The organism is Marinobacter shengliensis (assembly GCF_030297115.1).
Taxonomy (GTDB): Bacteria; Pseudomonadota; Gammaproteobacteria; order Pseudomonadales; family Oleiphilaceae; genus Marinobacter; species Marinobacter shengliensis.
Window position 1 is genome coordinate 3,108,200 of sequence record NZ_AP028062.1, and the last position, 22,151, is coordinate 3,130,350.

Here is a 22,151-nt window from a genome sequence, read left to right on the forward strand (position 1 = left end):
CCCATTAGGCCGCACACACCTTGTTCAAGCAAGTAGGTCTAGAAATCCACCCCGAGCGTAAACCATAATTGCCGACCGGGCTCAATCCCAGACATGCCTTCAGATACCGTGTAAATGCGGTTATTGAATAGATTCTTCACTTCAGCCCCTGTTACCAGAACGGTGTCACCGACCATAGGTAAGCGGAAATCGAAACCAAGATCGAACTGGACTGTGGCCTTTCGTTCCTCATCTTCGTAAACGGTCAGTGTTTCTCGGATAACTTCACCAACACCGTTGTCGATCAGTTCGCCTTCAACCTGACGACTGGTTCGTTCGATCTGGTCATAAGCACCGCGATAGCGGGCGTTGGCGGAAGCACTGAACTGCTCGGAGAAACGATGCGCCACGCCTATGTTGACGACAATCGGACGGTTGAAATCGCTGCGAAGAATGTCCAGCTCGCCATAAGGAACACGGTCACCCTTGTAAGAGACGAACTCAGAGGGGGAGGTGTCATCAATCGGATCATCATAGTCAGCATTGTTGGTCTTGGTTTCCGACCAGGTGCCATGCATGCTGACCAGCGTGTTGCCATAAACAACATTCCAGCCAAGGGAAACGCCCAGGTACTCGCTACTGCCATCGTTATTCATGATGTAGTAACGGTAACCATCTTCCTTAGTCTCCGTTTCGGTTCTGGCAAACTCATCCTGATTATCGCGCTTGACCACTTTGAGAGTCATCACGCCGCCCAACAAAGCCTGCTCCAGACCAACAGTTTGCTCATCGCTGTAGGGTGTTTGTACATCATCAAAAATATAACGGTAATCGCCCTGCCCGGACTCCCGCTCCCAATCTGTGACAATGTTCTGCTCGGTGCTGCGGTATTCCCGGTAGTAAGGCGCCCGGGCCTCCCGCAGTTTATAGGTCAGCAGGGCCGCCCCGTAGTAGCGGTTATAGCCGGCAATCAGTCGAGTGCTGGCATCACCAAAGACATCCAGGGTTCCCCGGGACCGGAACGCTAAATCGTGGTTCTTGAGAAAGTCATTGTAGTCATAACGCACACCCAGGGTGCCGCTCAGGCGTTGCCATGCCATGGTGCTCTCAGCGTAGAGTGAGGCCTCGTTCAGGCGAACCGTCACATCGTCTGCTTCATACACCCGCCGGCCGGAAAAATACTGCTCTTCCTGCACACAATCGTCGATAATACCCCGGCACTGTACGTCGCTATTGATCACAGCATTGTCGTAAACGAAGAGCGTTTCGTCCCGTTGGTAACGGTAGCTGCTCTGGCTCATTTCACTACCGGCCTCATGACGCAACTCAACATCACCAACCGTAACGGGTAAGGATTTCAAGCGATAGGCCAGAGTGGCCGATTCCTGAGTCATATCCAGGTTGCCATAGCCACCTTCCCGGCTGAGGCCAACGTCCGCCTCACGCCCCCACTGACGGCTTCGGGTGTTTTCCCAGCGGTAGAAACCATTGGGAGCTTCGCGGTTGTTCACGCTCCGGGTCCAGCCCAGATCAACTTCATGCTCAACCGCCTCACCGAGGTAGTCATAACCTGCCTTGAAGCTGTAGCCGCCGCCTTCTACCGAATAGTCACTGCCTTTAACGTCCGTGAGAAAACTTTCGCTTTCGAACGGAGCGTAGGTGGCAGAGACATCAAGAACTCCATTGGCACCCAGTTCGGACGTCAGTTTGATCAGGACATTCTGGTTACGCTGAACCCGGTTGCGGGTTTCACCCAGGGTTACGTCCGGGGTCTCGGAATAGGCCTGGCTGACACTAGAAAGGATCCCGACTGAGTCTGTCATTGGCGTTGAGTAGTGGAAGTTGGCCCGATAGCGCTTAAACTCAGGTTCCGAAGGCGGTATGGGGGGAAGCGCTTGGGAGTCAGGATCCCAGTCTCTGACAAAGGTCCTGAACTCCGCCCACTCGCTGCGGGTGCCGCTAATACTCAGCTTGCCCTCTGCCTTGTTCCCGGCCCTGCGTGTCGTGGCGTCCACCACTCCTCCGGTAAAGCCACCATAGGCTGCCGGTACATTGCTGTCATAAACTCTCAGCTCACCAATCAGATCAGCGTCCAGAAACAGCGATTGTTCATGGCCGCCGATGTCATTAATCCCTGAGCCGTCGCTGCCAGAGGCCGGGTCCAAACGGTTACTGTTGCCTAGCCCGTCCACAACAAACCGATTCTCGTAGAACCGGCCGCCGGAAATCGAGATGGACTTGGGTTTCAAATCCGTCAGACTCTCTGCACCCTCGCTGTCCTCACCGAACTGGATGCCAGGCACCAGTTTCAGAACGCCTTCAAGGCCGCCATCTGCGGCGCCAAACTGTTCAATATAGTCCCGCTCAAATACGTATTCACCAGCGCCAGTTTCACCCACGCCACCGGGGTTGGCGACGGGCGCGGTTATAACGAGTTCAGGTAGTTGCTTCGCGGCTGAATGATCCGTGGTATCTTGGGCCACCACGCCGCTACTGATCACCGATAAGGTGACCAGTAGAGGGCTTGATGACCAGCGCTGTGGTGGAATACGACAGTGGCGCTGGTCGGTTCCTGCAAGCTTCACAGCTCACAAACGGAACAATACGGTGTTGCATCCATTGCATTGGCGATACCGTCTCCGTCGATATCATCGTCCAGAGAAACCGCCAAGGCATCACGCTCCTGCTGGGTACTTGTCGGGCTGTAGAAGTCCGGGAGGCCGTCTTTGTCGAAGTCAAAGCGGATGGCTTCAGACCCTGGGTAATCGTCATAGCTGGTGAGTACACGAGCAATCAGCGAAAGCGCTTTGTTTCGATCGACCGGCAGGTCGTATCCGCGCGCTTGCGCTTCCGCATCTTCGAAATACCTGGCGGCCGCAAGGTCATGGATTCCGTAATTACGATATTGTTGCCTAACGTCTGGATCATTCAGCTGGTCAATCGCAATCATGGTTCCCGGCCAGCCCGAAGCAGAATCATTTTCCAGCCAGAGAGAGCGAACGGCCTGACGCGCTTTCACTGCATCTATCGGTTGGCTCCCTGCACCGATCCCCTGGTGCGCTAATCGACCACGAACTATGTTTGCTATTTCCAGATAGGTTTCACTCAATGTATTGGCGCGTTTAACCGCCCCCAGAATCTCGGCCTGGCTTCCACCGAGCGTCGTAATCAAGGCAAGATCCGTACGAGCCGAGACCATTGTATTCAGTGCATCGGTCAAATCCCCGTTGCCGGCGTGTAACAAGGCAATCACCTGTTTCTCGTAGGCTCGCTTGCCTGGATCACTGTATACATCGACTAGTGCCACCGCCGTCTCAAGGAGTCCCCGGCTTTTTTCGGTGTCACCTATCCATTGGTATCCCTCAGCAAGCAACTCATGCGTTTCTGCTCTTTCTATGGTCGGTGCACTACTGCCCGCAAAAAGAGTCTTTGCGCGGGATTCGCACCCTGCCATGGCATTCTGCGCTTCAATCGGATAACCCAACCAGTGGTAAAGCGCAGATATTTTCCTGCAGCCCTGCCCGATAAACTGGCTGGGGCGGGTAGCATTCTCATTGAGGTTTTCCAGAGATGCCTCCACTTCCATCAGGTATTCATCGCTGAGCACAATCTCCATAACATGATCCGCGATAATCTTGGCTGTCTCCGGATACCCCGCTTCCGAGAGAAGAATAGCCAGACCAGTCCTGCCCTCAAAGTTTGCGCCAGTGCCTGTAAAGGTCAGAGTGCTGACTTGCTGGATGAGAGATGGCTGGCTCTCTGCTACCAACTGAATGGCTGCTTCAACATCTCCGGCAATCGCGGCATCGCGCACAACGTAGACTTGTGCGGCCAAACGAGCATCATTGGCGTATCTAACGCCGTCTTCCAAAGGCTCAACATAGGCAACCAGAGTCTCTTCCAGGCGATCCAGTAACCCCAGTTTTCCGTAAATCGGCGCAAAATCGTCGGCCATGTTTCGGGCCCACTTCCAGTTACAGTCCACCCGAAGAAGACGCTCGTACTCGTCGAGCATTCGCACAGCGTCTTCTGTTCGCCCGATCTGTTCGTAGTAATCTGCCGCACTTTGCAGATTCAGAGTACGGAAGTTATAACAAAAACCTGCCAGCGGAGCGCCTCGGCTATAGAATTGACCGGCCCCGAAAACAACCTGTTCCAGCAATTGCACGGCAGAGAGCGCATCTGACTCCGAACCGGTCCCTGATCGCAGGGTCTCCACAAGCTCACCAGCCTTGCTTTCAATCGCCCCCATTAATAATCGGTAAGCAGTAGTAAGCTGGCCATTCGGATTCGCCTCAGCACTGAGATACGCATCTACTGTTGCAAAGGCGTCATCGGCAAGCTCAGGACGACCTGCTGCCCGAAGAGCTTCGCTAAGACTGCTCAGGAAGATGGCATCCTCGGCCGATAAATTTTCAACACCCTTCGCTTCCAGATAGCTCAAAAAGTCAGCCAGTGCCTTCTGCCAAAGTGCAATAGCGCTTTCTGCATCACCTCGCTCCCGAAGCTGCTCACCCACTCTGCGGTAGGTATTAAACTTCTCGACTTTCTGGAAAATTGAGGATTCTGCGGTTAGCCTTGCTTGCTCAACCAAGCCGGCTGCGGCCTGACCAACAGCGATATCTGCATAAACGGGGTCCATAATCTGATCATCAATCACCCCATCAAACAGCCGGGCAGCCCGATAGTATGGCGACAGATCAGAACGGAAGAAGTACTCCACCCGCGCCGCATTGTCGTCCCCCAGTTCTTCACCCACCGCAAGCGGCAGAGTGCTGTCGACCACCTCGGTGTCTGCAAGCAAGCCCAGCAGGTTTTCCGGGTCAATGGGCTGGGGCACTGCGAAATCTGCCGCAGCAATGGCCTCGGCACTCAGGGCGTTAATCACCACCACATAGCGGGCAATGTTCAGGAGAGCGGCGCTGTCGGCAGGCAGGCCACGCTGGTTCAGGGCGCCGAAGATAGCATCAGCCAAGGCATCCACATTGGCCTGCTCACTTTCAGTGGCCGGTTGAAAATCAAGATTGTTTTTTAGGTAGTTAGCGACACCGTTGCGGATGTTGAGCCGGTTCAGTTCACGAACCATGGCCGCTGCATCGGCCGGCGCTTCCGCCAGGCTGTCCAGCGCATTGATCCGGCTTTGAACGGCCTCCAGTCGAGAGACCACCGAAGCCGGCAAATCAGTATCTGCGACCAACAGGTCTGCGGTGTTACTGAGATCGCCGCTGGCCATTTGCAGTTTGTCCAGCAGGCTACTGGTGCTGTCAGCTGCTCCTTTCATTGCCACCATCAACTCGGTCAACAGCATGCTGGCACGCTGGGCTTCGGCCGAGTTAGCCGGATCGGATTCCAGTTCTTGTTCGGTCAGGCCCAGCATACTGGCAAAACCCGCCAAAGTTCCGCCCTCGCGCTCATAGGCCAGCGCCAGTGTTGTCAGGGGCGTCACCATTACCTCGATACCAACGCGCAAACGTGCTTCCAGGGTTATTCCCTGAAGATCCTGGCCCGTTTCCGCATCCCGGCCACCGACGGCCACCGCACGGGCGCCCGCCAAATCGACGGAAGAAGGCAACTGGAACGAAAACTGCCCCGTTTGGTCCGTTATCTGAATCCGAGTGAGAGCGTTACCTCGGCCATCAACCAGTCGAACGGCCGCACCCACAATGGCAGGATCGGTGACGATACCGGCAACGACAACCGTATCTTGCCCCGATTCCTCGTTCGAACTACCGCCTGAAGAGCCACCGCAAGCGGAAACGAAAAGCGTAAACAGTATCGCCAGATTGACCTGCAACAACCGGAACATAAAAGGCATTGATCGCCAATGACTCATAACACCAACTCCCTGAATGACGGATAATTCGTTTTTGATATATGCAAATTATGCCCGGTTGATTTTGTAATGCAAATCATTATTATTCGCTTAAAGATATCAGGATGGATTATGTCAACTTCTTCTCGCACACATGTACTGCTACTGATTCCAGTCGCCCTGGCTTTCCTTCTAGCCACCCCTCAGTCTTCCGGAGCACATTCAGAACCATCGGAGAACGGGGCTGTCAAAAGCTGCGAGACTTCCATGGAGCAATTGAGGCGCTGCTACGAGCAATCACCGTCGTTGTGGCCCCCACCCATCATCGACGACCGTGTTGAATTCGAAGAACTTGGCCTGCTCCCCCGACCACCAGAACCTGATCTCAGGGAAAAGAAACTGAGAGCTTTGGGAGAACGGCTGTTTTTTGACCCCATTCTGTCCGGATCCGGACAAATCACTTGCGCTAGTTGCCATCATCCGGACCAGAGATTTGCCGATGGTCGACGCACATCCAACGGCCACAGCTTTCAGGAGGGCGCACGGAACAGCCCGAGCTTGTTGAACACCGGTCTTCATCGCACATGGTTCTGGGATGGACGTGCTGCCTCCCTGGCTGAACAGGCTATTGAGCCGATGCTTAATCCGGTAGAGATGGCAGGAACCCGGGAAGGCATAGAATCAAGACTCAACAACTCCAAGCACTATCGAACTGAATTTCAGGAAATCTTCGAGGGCCAGGCCATAACCCTTGAGCACGCCGGGGAGGCACTGGAAGCCTGGCAGGGTACTTTGCGCTCGCGATCTGCACCGTTTGATCGATTTCTGGGAGGCAATACGAACGCATTAAGCGACCAGGCTCTTCTTGGGTTGCATCTATTTCGAACCAAGGCTCGATGCGCCAACTGCCACATGGGGCCACTGCTGTCTGACCAAAAATTTCACAATATCGGGCTCACTTACTACGGTCGAAAACTGGAAGATCTCGGCCGCTACAACATAACGAAGGAACCAGCGGATGTAGGTCGTTTTCGAACGCCACCGTTGCGGGATGTCGCCGCAACCGGGCCTTACATGCACACAGGCAACTTCCCACATCTTCGTGGAATACTGTCTATGTATAACGCTGGGGCGCCAAGGCCGAAACCAAAGGAAAACCAGTTAAAGGACCCCCTTTTTCCTGCAACATCCAGCCTGCTACAGCCGCTGAACCTTGACCAGCATGAGCTCAACGCACTGGAAAGTTTTCTGCTCAGTCTGACTTCAGGCACAGGGAACCGGCGAGTGATAGGTACCGAAATGGAGAAATAGTTTCCGGGCTTTGGTATCAAAATACGTCCTGACTGACTGGAGCTGCCTACTCTACAACTCGCTCCGCGACTTAAGCGCACCAGAGCTAACTGGTATGCTTGGCAAACATTTTCCGGAGGAAGGCCCCTTGCCAGCAACCAAACCAGACACCATCGACCAGCTCTATGGACTGATTGCCAACGAAGAAGACGCCAGGGTCTGCAAAGACATTCCCGAGGAGGCCTGTCGGGAGGTGCCCAGGAATTTCTTTCTGATTCTTGCGGCCAATGTTTTGACCAAGCTCGGCGACCTTCTGATCAGCCCGAAAACCGTTCTGGCGTGGCTGATGAGCGCCGTCGGCGCCCCTGCCCTGGTGGCCTGGCTGGTGCCGATACGGGAATCCGGTTCCATGGTGCCTCAAATGGTGATTGCCGCCTGGGTTCGGCGCAAGGCGGTGCGCAAGTGGTTCTGGACACTGGGTAGCTTCGGGCAGTCAGTCAGCGTGGTTGGTATGGCCGCCAGCGTCTGGTTTCTGGAAGGTTATGCTGCCGGCCTGGGCATCATTGCAGGGTTAGTGGTGTTTTCCCTGGCCCGGGGCTTTTGCTCGGTGGCCATGAAAGACGTTCAGGGCAAGTGCATCCCGAAAACCCGTCGGGGCCGGTTGTCTGGCCTTGCCACCACCATTGGCGGCTCCCTGACGGTCGCCATGACCGCTCTGCTGTTCTGGGATCGTGGCGATCCAACCCTCGGGTTCTACAGCCTGCTTCTGCTGCTCGCAGCCGCGCTGTGGATCATCGCCGGTGTTCTGTTCGCCAGTGTCGAAGAATTCCCCGGTGAAACCGGCGGTGGCAGTAACGCCATGACCGAAGCCATCCAGAGCCTGTCGCTTTTGAAAGACGACGCGCCGTTCCGGCACTTTGTGGTTACTCGGGCGCTGCTGCTTTGCTCTGCCCTGGCGTCGCCCTATTTTGTGGTGCTGGCGCAGAAGCAATCGGATGTCGGCTGGATGCTTGGGGTGTTTCTGTTGGCCAGTAGCCTGGCCAGCTCGGTCAGTGCCAGCTTCTGGGGCTGGGCGGCAGATACCTCAAGCCGGCGGGTCATCATACGGGGCGCAGCCATGGCCAGCGCCGTCTGCCTGTTGGTGGGCTTCAGTGCCTTGATCTTCGGGCCGGGTGTAGGTGGTGCCTGGTTCTACCCCGCCGCATTCTTTGTTCTGAGTATCGCCCATGCCGGCGTGCGCCTGGGGCGTAAAACCTACCTGGTGGATATGGCCGGAGGCAACAAACGCACAGATTATACCGCCGTCAGCAATACGGTGATCGGGGTTCTGCTGCTGGTAACCGGGGGGCTTACCGCCGCGCTGTCGCTGGTTTCAGACATCGCGGTGATTATCGTGCTGGGGCTGATGGGCTTTACCGGAATGGTCAGCGCCCTGCGCCTGAAAGAGGTCACCGAAGACTGAGCGTCCCGTTACTCGGGTGCCTTGCCGTCGTTCAGCGCCAGGGCGCCTTTAACAATGCGATAGATCACCCAGATGGCCATCCCCAGAAGGATAAACCAGCCAATAATAACCATCAGGGTAAGGGTGCCGATGACCAGCCACAGCAGGCCAATCCAGAAGGTGCGGATCTGCCAGCGAAAATGGGGCTCAATCCAGGTGCCACGCACCTCATCCATCTTGACGTAGTTGATGATCACCCCGACCAGCGCAGTGATCCCGCCAAGAAAGAATGCCAGTCCCTGCAGAATATAGACAATGATCGCCAGGTTGCGGGCGGAATCCGCCCCCTGCGGTTTGTTCTGATCCGATTCAGCGGGAATAAACTCAGGCTCAGCCACGGGCAACTCCTTTCAACCAAACCCGCAGCATAGCAGCGAACCTCAGTGCCCGGAAGGCCGGTAACCTATCCGGAAACCACCCCAGTGCTTGCCGTTGACATAGATGGGCACCGACAGGTCATGCATGATCTCACCGGTATCGCGCCGGTAGGTTTGCAACAGCATGTCCTGAGTGTGACTGCCGCAACGAATACCGGTGCGATCATTGAACAGTCGCTTGCTCCGGCTTTTCACCAGATCCACTTCGGGGTTACCGGTGGGCGGGTGGGCAAAATCCCGATTGTGGGTTGGCACGTAGCCATCCGGGGCGCAGGCAATGGAGAAGACGATGGCATCGTGGGAATTCTTGATGCTCTCCTGCACCGCTGGCAGCACCTGGTCAGTGAAACGGTCGAAGGCGCTGCTGTATTGCTGGGGGTTGGTGTTCGGGATCGGCTCTCGCTTCTTCTCGAATAGGGCCGATTCGCTCAGTTTGCCCTGCTGAATGGCCTGCTCAAAAAGCTCACCGATCTGGGCGGCTCCCGCACGCGCCTGATCAAAGAACGATCGGTGGTAACTTTGACTACTGTTCAACGCGAACGCGGCATTGGCGTTTTCCGCCAGTTCCATCAGGGTGGCCGCCTGGCCCGCCAGAGAAGCCACACTGCTGTCACTTTCAGCAATATGATCTCGCACCGATTCAATGACAGAGAACACCTGTTCCAGACTCTGCTCATTGGCCTGGTCAATCTCTGCAATACGGGCAACCTGCTGCTGGACCCGGTCGGATTGGTCGCGAATCAGATCCAGCTGCGCGCCAACGCTTTCAACGGATGTCAGCCCCTGCTCCACGGAGCGGGCCAGGTCCTCAATTCGGGCAACGATCAGGGAAGTATCGCCCTGGATTTCTTCCAGGGTTTCCGCCACTTCGCTGGTCGCTTGTGCAGTGCGCCCCGCCAGCTGTCGAACCTCATCCGCCACCACGGCAAAGCCCCGGCCCTGATCACCGGCCCGCGCTGCTTCGATAGCGGCGTTCAGGGCCAGCAGGTTGGTCTGCTCAGCAATGCCCTGGATGGTAGAGGTAACGCCCTGGATCTTGGTGGACTTTTCGTTCAGAGCCTGAATCAGGCTGAGATTCTCGCCCGACTGCTGATGCACAATCCGGACACTTTCAATAGCGGAAACCAACGCCTGGCGCCCCTCAACGCTGACTTCCCGGTTCTGCAACGCCATGGTGGCGGCGTTGGTGGCCTGTTCGGACGACTCACGAACAGACTCGGTTATCTTGCCAGCGTAATCGGCCATCTGGGCGGTTTCTTCCACCTGCCGGTCGAGGCGTTTTTTCACCTGATCCGCCGCGTAGGACACTTCGGCGGCGGAAATGGCGTTCTTGTCGGCACTGTCAGACAGGGTTTCCACCAGCGCCTTGCCGGCACGGGCGTCCTCCAGCAACTGCTGGCATTGGGCTCTCAGGGGGTGGCCTTCCGCAAGCGAGCCATCGTTCAGGCCGGCAATGCCTTTCTCGATTGGCTCCAGTACCCGCACAATCAGATAACCGGCGGCCACCACCAGACCAAGCACCAGGCCGATCAACATCGAGGCCGCATCCAGCCCTAACAACGGTGCCACCCACAGACAGGCAATGCCGAGCGCAACAGCAATGCCCACCCCCCAAATAATTGCAGCGCGATCGAGTAAGCCCATGGTGCCCTCTTCTTTATCATTGCGTACGCAAACATTTTGTTATTTAAGGCCAGCGTTGAGAGTAAAGAAATGATTCAGGTTAATAACTGCTACTTTAGTGGATTCTGGATGCCACTATCTAACCGTTGTACCGTTTATCGGCGGTTCCAAGGATCTCTGAAGGTTGCAACAAAAAATGCATCATTCGGTCACGTAACAGACACCACCCTGTCACTCAACAACTTTTAAATAACTCCCACAACACTAACCAATGTGATGGGAGACCTCCATGTTCAGGAAAAAGCAAACACTCGTAGTTGATAACAGCGGTATCGATCCAGTAACCAACTTCAGTAACAATGAAAGCTTCCAATCCGTGCTTTCATCTCGCATGGAGCGCCGCACGGTTCTGAAAGGTGCAATGGGCGCATCACTGGTAGGTTTCTTCGGATTATCAGTGGCCGGATGTAACAGCAGCTCCTCCGACAATAGCGACACGACGACTCCCGACGGCGTGGGAACCCCTCAGGTCAGCTTTAAGGCTATTCCCATCTCAAGAGAAGACTCCATAGTTGTTCCAGAGGGCTACAACGCCCAGGCACTGGCCCCCTGGGGGACACCGCTGACCGGCAGCTATCCAGACTATCGCGCTGACGGAACCAACTCGGGGTCGGATCAAGAGCAGCAGGTTGGCTCGCACCACGATGGCATGCACTTCTACCCGATCGACGTCAAAGAAGGCGGCAGCAGCTCCGAGGAAGGACTGCTGGTGATGAACCATGAGTACGTGGATGTTCCCGTCCTCCATGCGAACGGCCCCAGTCTGAACGACGGCCAACGTCCAGCCGATGAAGTTCGGAAGGAAATTGCTGCCCACGGCATTTCAGTCGCCCATATTCGAAAAGACGAAAATGGCGTTTGGGACATCGTCCACGGCAGCCCATACAACCGCAGAGTAACAGCCGGCACGCCAATGGATATCGCAGGGCCCGTTCGCGGTACCGACCTGGTTGTATCCCGCTACAGCACCGATGGGACGCGTACTCGCGGCACGATCAATAACTGTGCTCACGGCGTAACACCCTGGAATACCTATCTGACCTGCGAAGAGAACTGGGCGGGTTATTTCGTCAATAAAGGCGAACGCAACAAAGAACAGCTTCGGTACGGAGTTAGTACCAATAATGGACGGTATTCGTGGGAACTGGCAGACGATGGCGCTGACGAGTACATTCGCTTTGATGTCACAGCCAGTGATGGATCTGCAAAAGACGACTATCGCAACGAAGCCAACACGTTTGGCTGGATTGTAGAAATTGATCCGTTCAATCCCGAAAGTGTTCCCCAGAAGCGCACTGCGCTGGGCCGATTTGCCCACGAAGGCATCGTTTTCCAAGAGCCGATTGAAGGCGAACCACTGGTTGCCTATTCCGGTGATGACGCCCGCTTTGAATATATCTATAAGTTTGTATCCAAGCAGCCGTACTACGCTTCCTCCGCAGGTGGTTACCTGCTGAACGAAGGCACGCTCTATGCGGCCAAGTTCAATGATGATGGATCGGGTGAATGGCTGCCACTGTCAATAGACGACGATGCTTTTTTCGCCAGAATGACAGCGGCCGTAGGGACCACGGTTGGCAACATCACCTTTGAAGAAGCCTTTGCTACCCAAGCCGAGCTGTTGATGAACTCACGCTTGGCAGCCGATATCGCCGGCGCAACAAAAATGGACCGTCCGGAGTGGGGAGCAGTTCATCCGAAAAATCGCGACGTCTACTTTGCGTTGACCAACAACACCAGTAGAGCCGAAGAAGACACCAACAACTCGAATCCGCGCGCAAACAGCATTTCCGGCCACATTATTCGGTGGACTGAAGCAAACGGAAATCCTGTCTCTGAGACGTTCAGCTGGGATATCTTTGTTATGGCCGGCAACGCCGAGGGAATGACCAGCGACGGCTTTGAAAAAGAAGTTGGTCAGAACCTGATTACTGGCGAAGCACTGACTGAGGATTCTACCTTCGCGGCACCTGACGGCCTCTGGTTTGACCCCAACGGTACCCTGTGGATCCAGACTGATATGAGTGGTTCCCTTCTGCGAGGGGAAGGCAATGCTGGCGACTTTGGCAACAACATGATGCTGGCGGCAAACCCGGAAACCGGCGAAATCAAACGATTCCTCGTTGGCCCCACTCAGTGCGAAGTCACTGGCGTTGTGACCACTCCGGATGGCAAAACCATGTTTGTGAACATTCAGCACCCAGGTGACACATCGACGCCAGGTAACTTCACTAGTAACTGGCCAGATGGTGGTACTAACCGCCCACGCTCAGCAACTGTTGTAATTACAAAAGAAGACGGCGGCCTTATCGGCAGCTGATTGATCTGAAATATACAAAAGGCGCTCCCCGGAGCGCCTTTTGTCGTTTCATTCAGAGCACAATCAACATTCGGGCAATTGCCGTCATCCCTGGGCTTTTACTGCACCATCTCGTCATAACCCTCTTCCATGGCATCACCGGCTTCATCGGCTGCTTCGCCCATTTCTTCACCGGCTTCTTCGGCGCCTTCCTTCATCTCGCCCCAGGCACTTTCATCCTGACCCGTGGCGTTTTCCCAAGATTCCTCGGCAGCGTCGGTGGCATCATCCATCATCTCGCCGGCGTTCTCGCCCGCTCGCTCAAAATCCGCACCTTCGTCGCTTTCAGAACTGCAGGCTGCCAGACCAAAAGTTGCAACCAAAGCCAGTGCGCTCAGTGTGAGCTTGTTCATAACATATCCCTCTGTTGATACATGTTTACGACACCAACAGAGTAGGGCCGATGCCCTTTAGATAGCAATTACCTGCCGATTACTCTTTGGTTAACCGCTGGCCGTCCACCATGATGACATGCTCCACGCCGACCACTTTACCTTTCCCCAATACCAGAAAGTCATGACCGGCGCGGCTCAGGAGGTCGCGGATAACTTCATGCACCACGCATATCTGCCCTGCCGGGTCCCGATACACGATCTCGGCCAGTTGCCGTGACCGCACGTACTCGCGAAGCCTTTCCTGAACGCTCCAGGAGATGATCGCAGGAGAAGGATTTGAGGCACTCATAGTTTCTTCCCTGTTGTTCTTGTTTTGAGAAAGTCTGGACCAGAAGCGCAAGTCTTGCCACTTCCAATGAAAGACCGCCTGAGCCATCCGAGGCTCCGCCCGGTGTTGACCCCTCAAGCATTGTCATTCGGGGCCAAGGTCTCCATCGACCACAAACGACTGTTGAATTGCAAGATTGTCCGACATAAATTGATAAAACAATAACCCAAGAACACCCACGGAGAGTCAGACATGAACGCCAAAGTGAAAGGTGCCCCGGATTCCCAATCAGTCGAAACTACCTGGAAGGACCCGAAACGATACATGTGGCTGCTCGGGCCCGCGCTTCCCGGCATCGGCCTGGCGGCGTTAACTGGCTATGCCCTGGCCCCGAAAAAACTCAAGGCCCTGGCCTGGACTGGTCCGGCCCTGGTGCATGGCATCATTCCCGCACTGGATCGCGCCATTGGTGAGGACAAGAGCAACCCGCCTGAATCGGCAGTGAAGTCTCTGGAGCAGGACAAGTACTATGACCGGATCGTGAAGGCGTTTATACCCACCCAGTACGCCATGACCTTCATGGGCGCCTGGCTTGCCAGCCGCAAGAAAACGCCCCTTGAAGACAAGATCGGCCTGACCCTGACCGTGGGTGCCATTAACGGTGTAGGCATCAATACCGCCCACGAACTGGGCCACAAGTCCAACAAGCTGAATAAACTGATGGCCATGGCGGCACTGGCGCCCACCGGCTACACCCATTTCGTGGTTGAGCACAATTTCGGGCACCACAAGCGAGTAGCCACCCCGGAAGACCCGGCCAGCAGCCGGATGGGCGAGAGTTTCTGGAAATTCCTGCCGCGCACGGTGTTTGGCGGCATGAAGTCAGCCGTCAAGATCGAGAAGGCGCGGCTTCAGCGGAAGGGCAAAAGCTTCTGGAGCCTGGACAATGAGTTGCTGCAGGGCTGGGCCATGAGCGCCGGGTTCTTTGGTGCGACTACGCTGATCTGTGGCCCGAGGGCGGTGCCCTTCCTGGCGGCGCAGGCGGTGTACGGTGCGAGCCTGCTGGAGAGTGTGAATTACATTGAACACTATGGCCTGCTGCGCCAGAAAGACGAAAACGGCAAGTACCAGCGGACTCAGCCGGAACATAGCTGGAACAGTAACCATGTGGTGACCAACCTGTTCCTGTATCAGCTGCAGCGGCATTCAGACCATCACGCGCACCCGACCCGAAGTTATCAGGCGTTGAGGCATTTTGAGAAGGCGCCGCAGTTGCCGGGTGGCTATGCATCAATGTTGTTGCCGGCTTACCTGCCCCAGTGGTGGTACGAGACCATGGATAAGCGGGTGATTGACCACTACGAGGGGGATCTGACGAAGATCAACTGGGATCCGGATCGTAAGGAGGAGTTGATGGCCAAGTATGCGGATTATGCTGCGGAAGTGGCAGCGGAGGCTGCGGCTCGGCGGGCTGACTCTGCTTCTGAGTCTGAGGCTGCCTGATTTCGTGGTTTGATTGCCGGTCCCAGCCTGTTCGTTGGGTGCCGGCTGCGGGTTGGGGCCACCCTTCCGGGAGACGCCGTGAACCCATCCATGGGGGCTTGAGCGCAGCATCCCTGCTGCGCACACTCCCGGAAGGGTGGCCCCAACCCGCCGCTTGCGCTTCCGTGGGATAGTCGCTGATCCGACGGTTCACTACGGACGTGATCTGGAATAACCTGACAATTCCGCTACTTGCCTTTGAACACCGCTTCCCTTCTTTCCAGGAATGACTGGATTCCTTCTTTGACATCTTCACTGGCCATGACCGGGCGCAGCTCCGGGAACAAGCGCTCCTTGGCCACTTCCTGGCCTTCGGACACGGCAATCTTGGACGATTTCAGGCTGCCCTGAACGCCTAACGGAGCCGCTTTGGCGATCTTTTCGGCGATTTCCATGGCTTTATTGAACTGTTCACCGGGTTCCACCAGTTCCTGGATCAGGCCCCATTGGTAGGCCTGTTCGGCGGTCCATTCGTCGCCGGTGAGCAGGTAACGCTGGGCGTTGCCCCAGCCGATTTCACGCTGCAGGCGGATGGTGGCGCCGCCGCAGGCGAAGATGCCGCGTTTGACTTCCAGCTGGGCGAAGCGAGTGCCTTTGGCGGCTACGCGGATGTCGGTGTTGAGCATCATTTCGACGCCACAGGTGAAGCAGATGCCCTGAGCGGCGAAGACCACCGGCTTGGTGAGGCCTTCTCCGGTGATGTGGAACGGGTCGAGCTCACCTTCGCCGGGTTCGATACCTTTGCCGTTGGCGAACACGCCGGCCCAGTCATCCAGTTGCAGGCCGCTGGTGAAGTGGTCACCTTCCGCGTACATCACGGCTACCCGCAGTTCCGGGTCGTTCTGGAGCTGGTGATAGGCGGCCGCAATTTCGTGGTACATGGCCCGGCTCATGGCGTTCATTTTTTCCGGGCGGTTCAGGCCAATCAGCAGGATGTGGCCTTGTTTTTCTATGTTTACGAGTGACATTGGCGTTTTCCTCTGCTTTGGGCGCCTAGCCTGTTTGTTTGGGTGCTCGCACGATCAACGGGTAGAGCTTTCCGGGACACGCTGTGAATACGTCCCTGTACGCTTGACTGCAGCATCCCTGCTGCAGACAGTCCCGGAAAGCTCTACCCGTCGCTCGTGCGCCATACTTCTGCGATATACCTCAGACGAAAGACTTGGAAATAGAAATCAGATTTCTCGATGTGGCTCCTTAATGACCAGCGAACCCGACCGCTGCTAGGGCGCGAGCGGCTGGGGGGCCTTTCAGGGACCGTCTTTGGCCATGGATGGCCAAAGCCGAGCGCACATGGACGTGCTCGTAGCGTGTCCCTGAAAGGCCTCCCAGCTGATCGTGTCTGCACTCAAACACGCAGGCTACAACACGAACGAGAGCACCAAACTCAGAACCAATCGGCCTTCATATTCAGACACGTATCATCCTGATTACGCAGCAACACCAGGTCCTGGGCCACAGTGGGTAATTCCCAGTGGAAGAAGTACTGGGCGGCCTGGAGTTTGCCCTGGTAGAAGTTGCGCTCGCTGTCGCTGTTGGCAGACGCCAGCGCATTGGCTGCCGCATTAGCCTGCCGCAACCACATCCAGGCGACGATGATGTGACCGAACAGGTGCAGGTAGCAGCTGGCGTTGGCCAGGGTTTTGTCTACCTCACCACCCATCAGGGATTTGCCCAGACTCTGGGTGACTTTAACCGCCTGCTGCAACGTCTCACTCAAAGACAAAGCCCACTGCTGGCAACGATCGGTGGTGGCCGCTTGCAGGTCGGTCTGCATTTCCTGCATCAGCAGTTGCAGGCCGTGACTCTGGTCTTGCCAGATCTTGCGGCCCAGCAGGTCCATGGCCTGGATGCCGTTGGTGCCTTCGTGGATCGGGTTCAGGCGGTTGTCGCGCCAGCATTGTTCCACCGGGTATTCACGGGTGTAGCCAGCGCCGCCGTATACCTGGATCGCCAGGTCGTTGGCCTTCGGGCCGTACTCAGAAGGCCAGGCTTTGATCACCGGGGTGAGCAGGTCCAGCAGCTTGCCGGCTTCCATTCGTTTCTGCTCATCCGGGTGGGTGTGCTGGTCGTCCATCAGGCGAGCACCATACAGGCACAGCGCCAGGCCGCCTTCGCTGTAGGCTTTCTGGGCCAGCAGCATGCGGCGTACGTCGGCGTGGTCGATGATGGGCACCTGCGGGCTTTCGGGGTTCTTTTCGCTGGCTTTGCGGCCCTGTAGGCGATCTTTGGCGTATTCCAGGCTGTGCATGTAACCCCGGTAGCCGATCACGGCAGCGCCAAAGCCAACGCCAATGCGGGCTTCGTTCATCATCTGGAACATGTATTTCAGGCCCTGATGGGGTTCGCCCACCAGATAACCGTGGCAAGGGGCGTCGTCGCCGAAGCTGAGAGCGGTGCTGGTGGTGCCGCGATAACCCAGCTTGTGAATCAGGCCGGCGAGGCTGACACCGTTGCGTTCGCCCGGGTTGCCGTTTTCGTCGACGTGGAATTTCGGGACGATAAACAGGGAGATGCCTTTCACACCGGCCGGGGCGCCTTTGATTTTCGCCAGCACCATGTGAACGATGTTTTCGGTGATGCTCTGTTCACCGCCGGAGATGTAGATCTTGGCGCCTTTGATCAGGTAGTGGCCGTCGTCGGTGGGCGTGGCGGAGGTGCGGATGTCCGCCAGGCTGGAGCCGGCGTGGGGCTCGGTCAGGGCCATGGTGCCGCTGTAGCGGCCACTGAGCATGTTGGGCAGGAATTTTTCCTTCTGCTCGTCGTTGCCAAATACGCGGATAAGGTTGGCGGCGGCGGTGGTCAGGAATGGGTAGCCGGCGGTGCCTGGGTTGGCAGCGGTGAAGAAGCCGTTGCAGGCGGCCATGACGGATTCCGGCAGTTGCATGCCGCCGAGGTCGTAGTCATATCGGCCAGCTAGGAAGCCTGCTTCGGCGTAGGCGTCGAAGGCCTGTTTGACGTCGGGGAGCATCTCGACCTGGCCGTTGACGAATCTGGGCTCGTCTTTGTCAGCAGCGCTGTTGTGATTGGCGAATTTTTCTTTCGCCATTTTGTCGGCGGTTTCGATGACGGCGTCGAAGGTGTCTTTGCTGTGTTCGCTGAAACGCTCACGTTCGGTGAGGGCTTCGGTGTTCATCACTTCGTAGAGCTGGAATGCCAGGTCGCGGCGATCGATCAGGGTGTCGGTCATTCTTGGTCTCCTGTTTATTGCCTCTAGCGTCTCACAGTCTCGGCGGTTGTTGGAATTGTCATTTCTGACTTATTCTTGGTTAAAACCGCCAACCTTTGCTGGTGATTGACGCCCGACAGGAGGTGGCGAGACGGCCTCTGGCATGGGTACCCCCTTCCGGGAGACGCCGTGAACCCGTCCGTGGGGGCTTGAGCGCAGCTTCCCTGCTGCGCACACTCCCGGAAGGGGGTACCCATGCCAGTGGCCTGACTGGGAGGCTGCCGTCATGCCCGTCTGTACGACTCCACTACTCACCGAATAGGGAATGTCCCATTGAAAACCGTCACTATCATCGGCTTCAACGGGGCGCTTGCAAGCGCCATCACCGGGATCATCGACTTGTTCCGCCTTGCCGGGGTCACCTGGGCGCGGATTCACGGAGAGCAACCCCACGCGCTCTTCAACACCCGGCTGCTGACGGAGAGCGGGGAGCCCTGTCGGTGTATTAATGGTGTGACGTTGCTTGCAGATGGGTCGTGGCAGGAGGTGGATGGGCTTGGACTTGATGATTTGCTGATCATTCCGACCATCGGTGCACCAATTGATGAAATTCTGGCCGGCAATCAGGCACTGGTTAAATGGCTAACGCAGTTTCGGGCGGTGCCGGAAGGTCAGGTTCGGGTGGCGAGTAATTGTACCGGGGCGTTTTTGTTGGCGGCCGCAGGCTTGCTGGATGGACGGGAGGCGACGACCCATTGGGGGTTCGGGGATCAGTTCCGGCGGCGGTTTCCGGAGGTGAAGTTGCACCCGGAGAAGCTGGTGACGGTGGACGGGCCTGTCGCCTGTGCCGGGGGCGGTATGGCCTGGTGGGATTTGGGGGTGTATCTGGTGGAACGTCTGGCGGGAGCGCAGGTGGCTCGGGAGTTGGCGAAGGCGTTTGTGATTGATGCCGGGCGTACCAGCCAGGCGCCTTACAGTGTGTTGCAGGCCAAGCGGTATCATTCTGATTTGGCAGTGCTTCGGGTACAGGATTGGCTGGAGGCGCATTTTCGGGAGCCGGTGTCTTTGGCGGCTCTGGCCGATGCCGAGGGAATGTCGGAGCGGTCGCTGTTACGGCGCTTTCAGCAGGCGACGGGGGATGCTCCCTCAACCTATCTGCAACTGCTCAGGGTGGAGGAGGCTCGTCGACAGTTGGAGTCTTCACGTCTCGGGCTGGAGGCGATTACCCGGGCCGTGGGGTATGAGGATGTCAGTTCGTTCAGCCGGCTATTTCGCAAGCATACAGGGCTTGCTCCGGGGGCCTATCGGGCAAAATTCAGCCGTTAGTCGGAGCATTCCGGGTTGGATTGCGTCTTTGGTAGTATTCGGCTGGCCCGGGTTATGCATCAGAATAAGTGAGTAGGCGGTTTTTTGCCGTTTTACGTAAATAATTCTGACATAGCCAACCCCTGCGGGGAGGTCGTTCACATGAACACGTCACTGAAGCAAAGCCAGGCCGATATTCTCAGCCGTCTCTACGACATGAAGCGCAAGCAGGTAGAGCACGCCCTGCAGCAGGGTAACAGCCTTCGCTGCCAGGTACTGCAAGCCGAGGCAGAGGCCATCTCCAACGCCCTGAAATCCATTCGGTAGCCCTCTTTACTCCAGACGACTACCAAATGCCATTTATGGTCACCTGCTGACGTTTCCTGTCAGCCTGACTAAAGAGAGGCAGCCACTTCGGTACCCTGCCGGATGGCGCGCTTGGCATCCAGTTCTTCCGCCAGATCAGCCCCGCCGATCAGGTGCGCTTTGACTCCCCCCTGCGTAAGCTGATCAAAAAGCTCCCGATAGGACTCCTGGCCCGCGCAGATGATCACGTTATCCACCGGCAACACTTTGCTCTCTCCGGATTTGCCATCCTTGTCTGTCAGGGTGATGTGCAGCCCCTGGTCATCAATGCGGTCGTAACGGCATCCTCTGAGCATCTCCACGTCCCGGTGCTTCAGGCTGCTGCGGTGCACCCAACCTGAGGTTTTACCCAGGCCGGCGCCTACTTTTCCTGTTTTGCGTTGCATCAGGTAAATCTTGCGGGGAGACGCGGTTGCCTCCCGCTCCGCCAGGCCGCCGGGGCCCTCAAACGCAGGGTTCACACCCCACTCGGCCTGCCAGTCGGCCACACTCACCTGCTCGCCCTCGGGCTGTTTGCCAAAGTCGTGAGTCAGGAACTCGCTGACATCAAAGCCGATGCCGCCAGCTCCGATCACTGCAACGGTCTTGCCCACCGGTTTGTTATGGCGAAGCACGTCGAGATAACCCAGCACTTTCGGATGGTCGATGCCGTCAATCTTTGGTGTCCGGGGTTTTACGCCGGTGGCAACGACGACATCGTCAAAGCCCTGCTCAACAAGGTCTGAAGCCTCCACACGGCTTTCAAGCTTAAGGTCAATCTCCAGCAACTCTATCTGGCGCTGGAAGTAGCGCAGGGTCTCGTAAAACTCTTCCTTGCCGGGTATGCGCTTGGCGTAATTAAACTGGCCACCAATTTTGTTGTCGGCTTCGAACAGGGTCACCTTGTGGCCACGTTTGGCGGCGGTGGTTGCCGCTGCCAGGCCCGCCGGCCCGGCACCGACCACGGCCACCCGCCTCACCACCGGGGCAACGGTAAGCACCAGTTCAGTTTCGTAACAGGCCCGGGGATTAACGAGGCATGAAGCGCGCTTGGCCTGGAACACATGGTCCAGGCAGGCCTGGTTGCAGGCGATACAGGTGTTGATTTCATCGCTACGCCCCTGCTCTGCCTTGCGGACAAACTCGCTGTCGGCCAGTAACGGGCGAGCCATGGACACCATGTCGGCCTTGCCGGCGGCAAGGATCTCTTCGCCTTTCTCCGGCGTGTTGATGCGGTTGGTGGTGCACACCGGAATGTCCACCTCGCCGTAGAACTTGGCCGTAACATCGGCAAAGCCACCGCGGGGCACCGAAGTGACAATGGTGGGAACCCGGGCCTCGTGCCAGCCAATGCCGGTATTGATGATGGTGGCACCGGCCTGTTCGATGGCTTTGCCCAGCGTCACGATCTGGTCCCAGGTCTGGCCGCCCTCCACCAGGTCCAGCATGGACAACCGGTAGATGATGATGAACTCCGGCCCTACGGCCTCACGCATGCGGCGCACGATCTCCACCGGCAGGCGCATGCGATTCTCGTAGGGCCCGCCCCACTTGTCAGTTCGCTTGTTGGTACGTTCGCACAGGAACTGGTTGATGAAGTAGCCTTCGGAGCCCATCACTTCAACGCCGTCATAGCCGGCGAATTTGGCCAGCTTGGCGGCGTTGACGAAATCGTTGATCTGCCGCTCAACGCCCTTGGTCGACAGGGCCCGAGCCTTGAACGGGCTGATCGGCGCCTTGGTTGCCGAGGCAGACACAATCAACGGCTGATAACCATACCGGCCAGCGTGCAGTAACTGGAGGCAGATCTTCCCGCCCGCCTCGTGCACTGCACCGGTCACATGGCGATGCAACAGCGCCGTTGCCCGGTTATTCATCGTTGATGCCAACGGCGCCAGCTGGCCAACCAGGTTCGGCGAAAAGCCTCCCGTTACCATAAGGCCAACGCCACCCTCGGCGCGTTCAGCAAAATACCGGGCAAACTTGTGAATATTCCAGAAACGGTCTTCCAACCCGGTGTGCATGGAACCCATAAGCACACGATTCTTCAGCTCGGTGAAGCCAAGGTCGAGCGGTTTCAGCAAGTTAGGGTAATTCGCAGTCATGATACAGGTCGCCAGAGTGTG

The 22,151-nt window shown here is 56.9% G+C and carries 15 protein-coding genes; 6 read left to right on the forward strand and 9 right to left on the reverse strand.

Annotation, left to right across the window (positions count from 1 at the left end):
- Positions 1-38 precede the first annotated feature (38 nt).
- Positions 39-2,564 (reverse strand): TonB-dependent receptor, encoded by a 2,526-nt coding sequence (locus tag QUE75_RS14190; protein ID WP_286251154.1) that lies wholly within the window; start codon positions 2,562-2,564, stop codon positions 39-41.
- Positions 2,561-5,812 carry a hypothetical protein gene (locus QUE75_RS14195; RefSeq protein ID WP_286251156.1) on the reverse strand — a complete coding sequence of 1,084 codons (3,252 nt, stop codon included), beginning with the start codon at positions 5,810-5,812 and terminating at the stop codon, positions 2,561-2,563. Before QUE75_RS14195 ends, QUE75_RS14190 begins: the two co-directional genes overlap by 4 nt.
- Positions 5,813-5,881: 69 nt before the next feature.
- Here QUE75_RS14195 and QUE75_RS14200 point away from each other — a divergent pair, with 69 nt between their 5' ends.
- Both QUE75_RS14200 and QUE75_RS14205 read left to right on the forward strand, forming a co-directional pair.
- Positions 5,882-7,102 carry a cytochrome-c peroxidase gene (locus QUE75_RS14200; protein ID WP_286251158.1) on the forward strand — a complete coding sequence of 407 codons (1,221 nt, stop codon included), beginning with the start codon at positions 5,882-5,884 and terminating at the stop codon, positions 7,100-7,102.
- A 94-nt stretch (positions 7,103-7,196) separates the two neighbouring features.
- On the forward strand, positions 7,197-8,543 hold the full coding sequence (locus QUE75_RS14205; RefSeq protein WP_396631661.1) for an MFS transporter: 1,347 nt from the start codon (positions 7,197-7,199) through the stop codon (positions 8,541-8,543).
- 8 nt (positions 8,544-8,551) lie between these two features.
- Here QUE75_RS14205 and QUE75_RS14210 read toward each other — a convergent pair whose 3' ends face one another.
- Together QUE75_RS14210 and QUE75_RS14215 are read right to left on the reverse strand one after the other, a co-directional pair.
- The gene (locus tag QUE75_RS14210) at positions 8,552-8,920 is read right to left on the reverse strand and encodes a DUF4870 family protein (protein ID WP_106694949.1); all 369 of its coding nucleotides are present in this window, start codon (positions 8,918-8,920) and stop codon (positions 8,552-8,554) included.
- A 42-nt stretch (positions 8,921-8,962) separates the two neighbouring features.
- Complete coding sequence (locus QUE75_RS14215) at positions 8,963-10,603, reverse strand: methyl-accepting chemotaxis protein (protein ID WP_061331635.1); 1,641 nt, start codon at positions 10,601-10,603, stop codon at positions 8,963-8,965.
- 268 nt (positions 10,604-10,871) lie between these two features.
- On the opposite strand from QUE75_RS14215, the gene QUE75_RS14220 reads away from it, so the two are divergent.
- The gene (locus tag QUE75_RS14220; protein WP_286251161.1) at positions 10,872-12,962 is read left to right on the forward strand and encodes a PhoX family protein; all 2,091 of its coding nucleotides are present in this window, start codon (positions 10,872-10,874) and stop codon (positions 12,960-12,962) included.
- 98 nt (positions 12,963-13,060) lie between these two features.
- On the opposite strand, the gene QUE75_RS14225 is transcribed toward QUE75_RS14220, so the two are convergent.
- On the reverse strand, positions 13,061-13,354 hold the full coding sequence (locus tag QUE75_RS14225) for a hypothetical protein (RefSeq protein WP_061333913.1): 294 nt from the start codon (positions 13,352-13,354) through the stop codon (positions 13,061-13,063).
- A gap of 79 nt (positions 13,355-13,433) precedes the next feature.
- Complete coding sequence (locus tag QUE75_RS14230) at positions 13,434-13,685, reverse strand: hypothetical protein (RefSeq protein WP_058092140.1); 252 nt, start codon at positions 13,683-13,685, stop codon at positions 13,434-13,436.
- Between the two features lie 231 nt (positions 13,686-13,916).
- On the opposite strand from QUE75_RS14230, the gene QUE75_RS14235 reads away from it, so the two are divergent.
- A complete protein-coding gene (locus QUE75_RS14235) occupies positions 13,917-15,167 on the forward strand; it encodes an alkane 1-monooxygenase (RefSeq protein WP_286251163.1) in 1,251 nt (416 codons plus the stop codon).
- Positions 15,168-15,394: 227 nt separating this feature from the next.
- On the opposite strand, the gene QUE75_RS14240 is transcribed toward QUE75_RS14235, so the two are convergent.
- On the reverse strand, positions 15,395-16,174 hold the full coding sequence (locus QUE75_RS14240) for a crotonase/enoyl-CoA hydratase family protein (protein ID WP_286251165.1): 780 nt from the start codon (positions 16,172-16,174) through the stop codon (positions 15,395-15,397).
- A 419-nt stretch (positions 16,175-16,593) separates the two neighbouring features.
- A complete protein-coding gene (locus QUE75_RS14245) occupies positions 16,594-18,396 on the reverse strand; it encodes an acyl-CoA dehydrogenase (RefSeq protein WP_286251167.1) in 1,803 nt (600 codons plus the stop codon).
- 312 nt (positions 18,397-18,708) lie between these two features.
- Between QUE75_RS14245 and QUE75_RS14250 the strand changes: the two genes are divergently transcribed.
- Both QUE75_RS14250 and QUE75_RS14255 read left to right on the forward strand, forming a co-directional pair.
- Complete coding sequence (locus QUE75_RS14250; protein ID WP_286251169.1) at positions 18,709-19,701, forward strand: GlxA family transcriptional regulator; 993 nt, start codon at positions 18,709-18,711, stop codon at positions 19,699-19,701.
- Between the two features lie 141 nt (positions 19,702-19,842).
- Positions 19,843-20,007 carry a hypothetical protein gene (locus QUE75_RS14255; RefSeq protein ID WP_167392899.1) on the forward strand — a complete coding sequence of 55 codons (165 nt, stop codon included), beginning with the start codon at positions 19,843-19,845 and terminating at the stop codon, positions 20,005-20,007.
- A gap of 68 nt (positions 20,008-20,075) precedes the next feature.
- On the opposite strand, the gene QUE75_RS14260 is transcribed toward QUE75_RS14255, so the two are convergent.
- Positions 20,076-22,130, reverse strand: coding sequence for an NADPH-dependent 2,4-dienoyl-CoA reductase (locus QUE75_RS14260; RefSeq protein ID WP_286251174.1), 2,055 nt, complete (start codon positions 22,128-22,130; stop codon positions 20,076-20,078).
- Positions 22,131-22,151 lie beyond the last annotated feature (21 nt).

Bases quoted from the DNA above. Each gene is read 5' to 3' on its own strand.
- QUE75_RS14205 (WP_396631661.1), top strand. From the start codon at position 7,197: ATGCTTGGCAAACATTTTCCGGAGGAAGGCCCCTTGCCAGCAACCAAA.
- QUE75_RS14215 (WP_061331635.1), bottom strand. From the start codon at position 10,603: ATGGGCTTACTCGATCGCGCTGCAATTATTTGGGGGGTGGGCATTGCT.
- QUE75_RS14195 (WP_286251156.1), bottom strand. From the start codon at position 5,812: ATGAGTCATTGGCGATCAATGCCTTTTATGTTCCGGTTGTTGCAGGTC.
- QUE75_RS14235 (WP_286251163.1), top strand. From the start codon at position 13,917: ATGAACGCCAAAGTGAAAGGTGCCCCGGATTCCCAATCAGTCGAAACT.
- QUE75_RS14255 (WP_167392899.1), top strand. From the start codon at position 19,843: ATGAACACGTCACTGAAGCAAAGCCAGGCCGATATTCTCAGCCGTCTC.
- QUE75_RS14225 (WP_061333913.1), bottom strand. From the start codon at position 13,354: ATGAACAAGCTCACACTGAGCGCACTGGCTTTGGTTGCAACTTTTGGT.
- QUE75_RS14230 (WP_058092140.1), bottom strand. From the start codon at position 13,685: ATGAGTGCCTCAAATCCTTCTCCTGCGATCATCTCCTGGAGCGTTCAG.
- QUE75_RS14245 (WP_286251167.1), bottom strand. From the start codon at position 18,396: ATGACCGACACCCTGATCGATCGCCGCGACCTGGCATTCCAGCTCTAC.
- QUE75_RS14240 (WP_286251165.1), bottom strand. From the start codon at position 16,174: ATGTCACTCGTAAACATAGAAAAACAAGGCCACATCCTGCTGATTGGC.
- QUE75_RS14260 (WP_286251174.1), bottom strand. From the start codon at position 22,130: ATGACTGCGAATTACCCTAACTTGCTGAAACCGCTCGACCTTGGCTTC.
- QUE75_RS14220 (WP_286251161.1), top strand. From the start codon at position 10,872: ATGTTCAGGAAAAAGCAAACACTCGTAGTTGATAACAGCGGTATCGAT.
- QUE75_RS14200 (WP_286251158.1), top strand. From the start codon at position 5,882: ATGCAAATCATTATTATTCGCTTAAAGATATCAGGATGGATTATGTCA.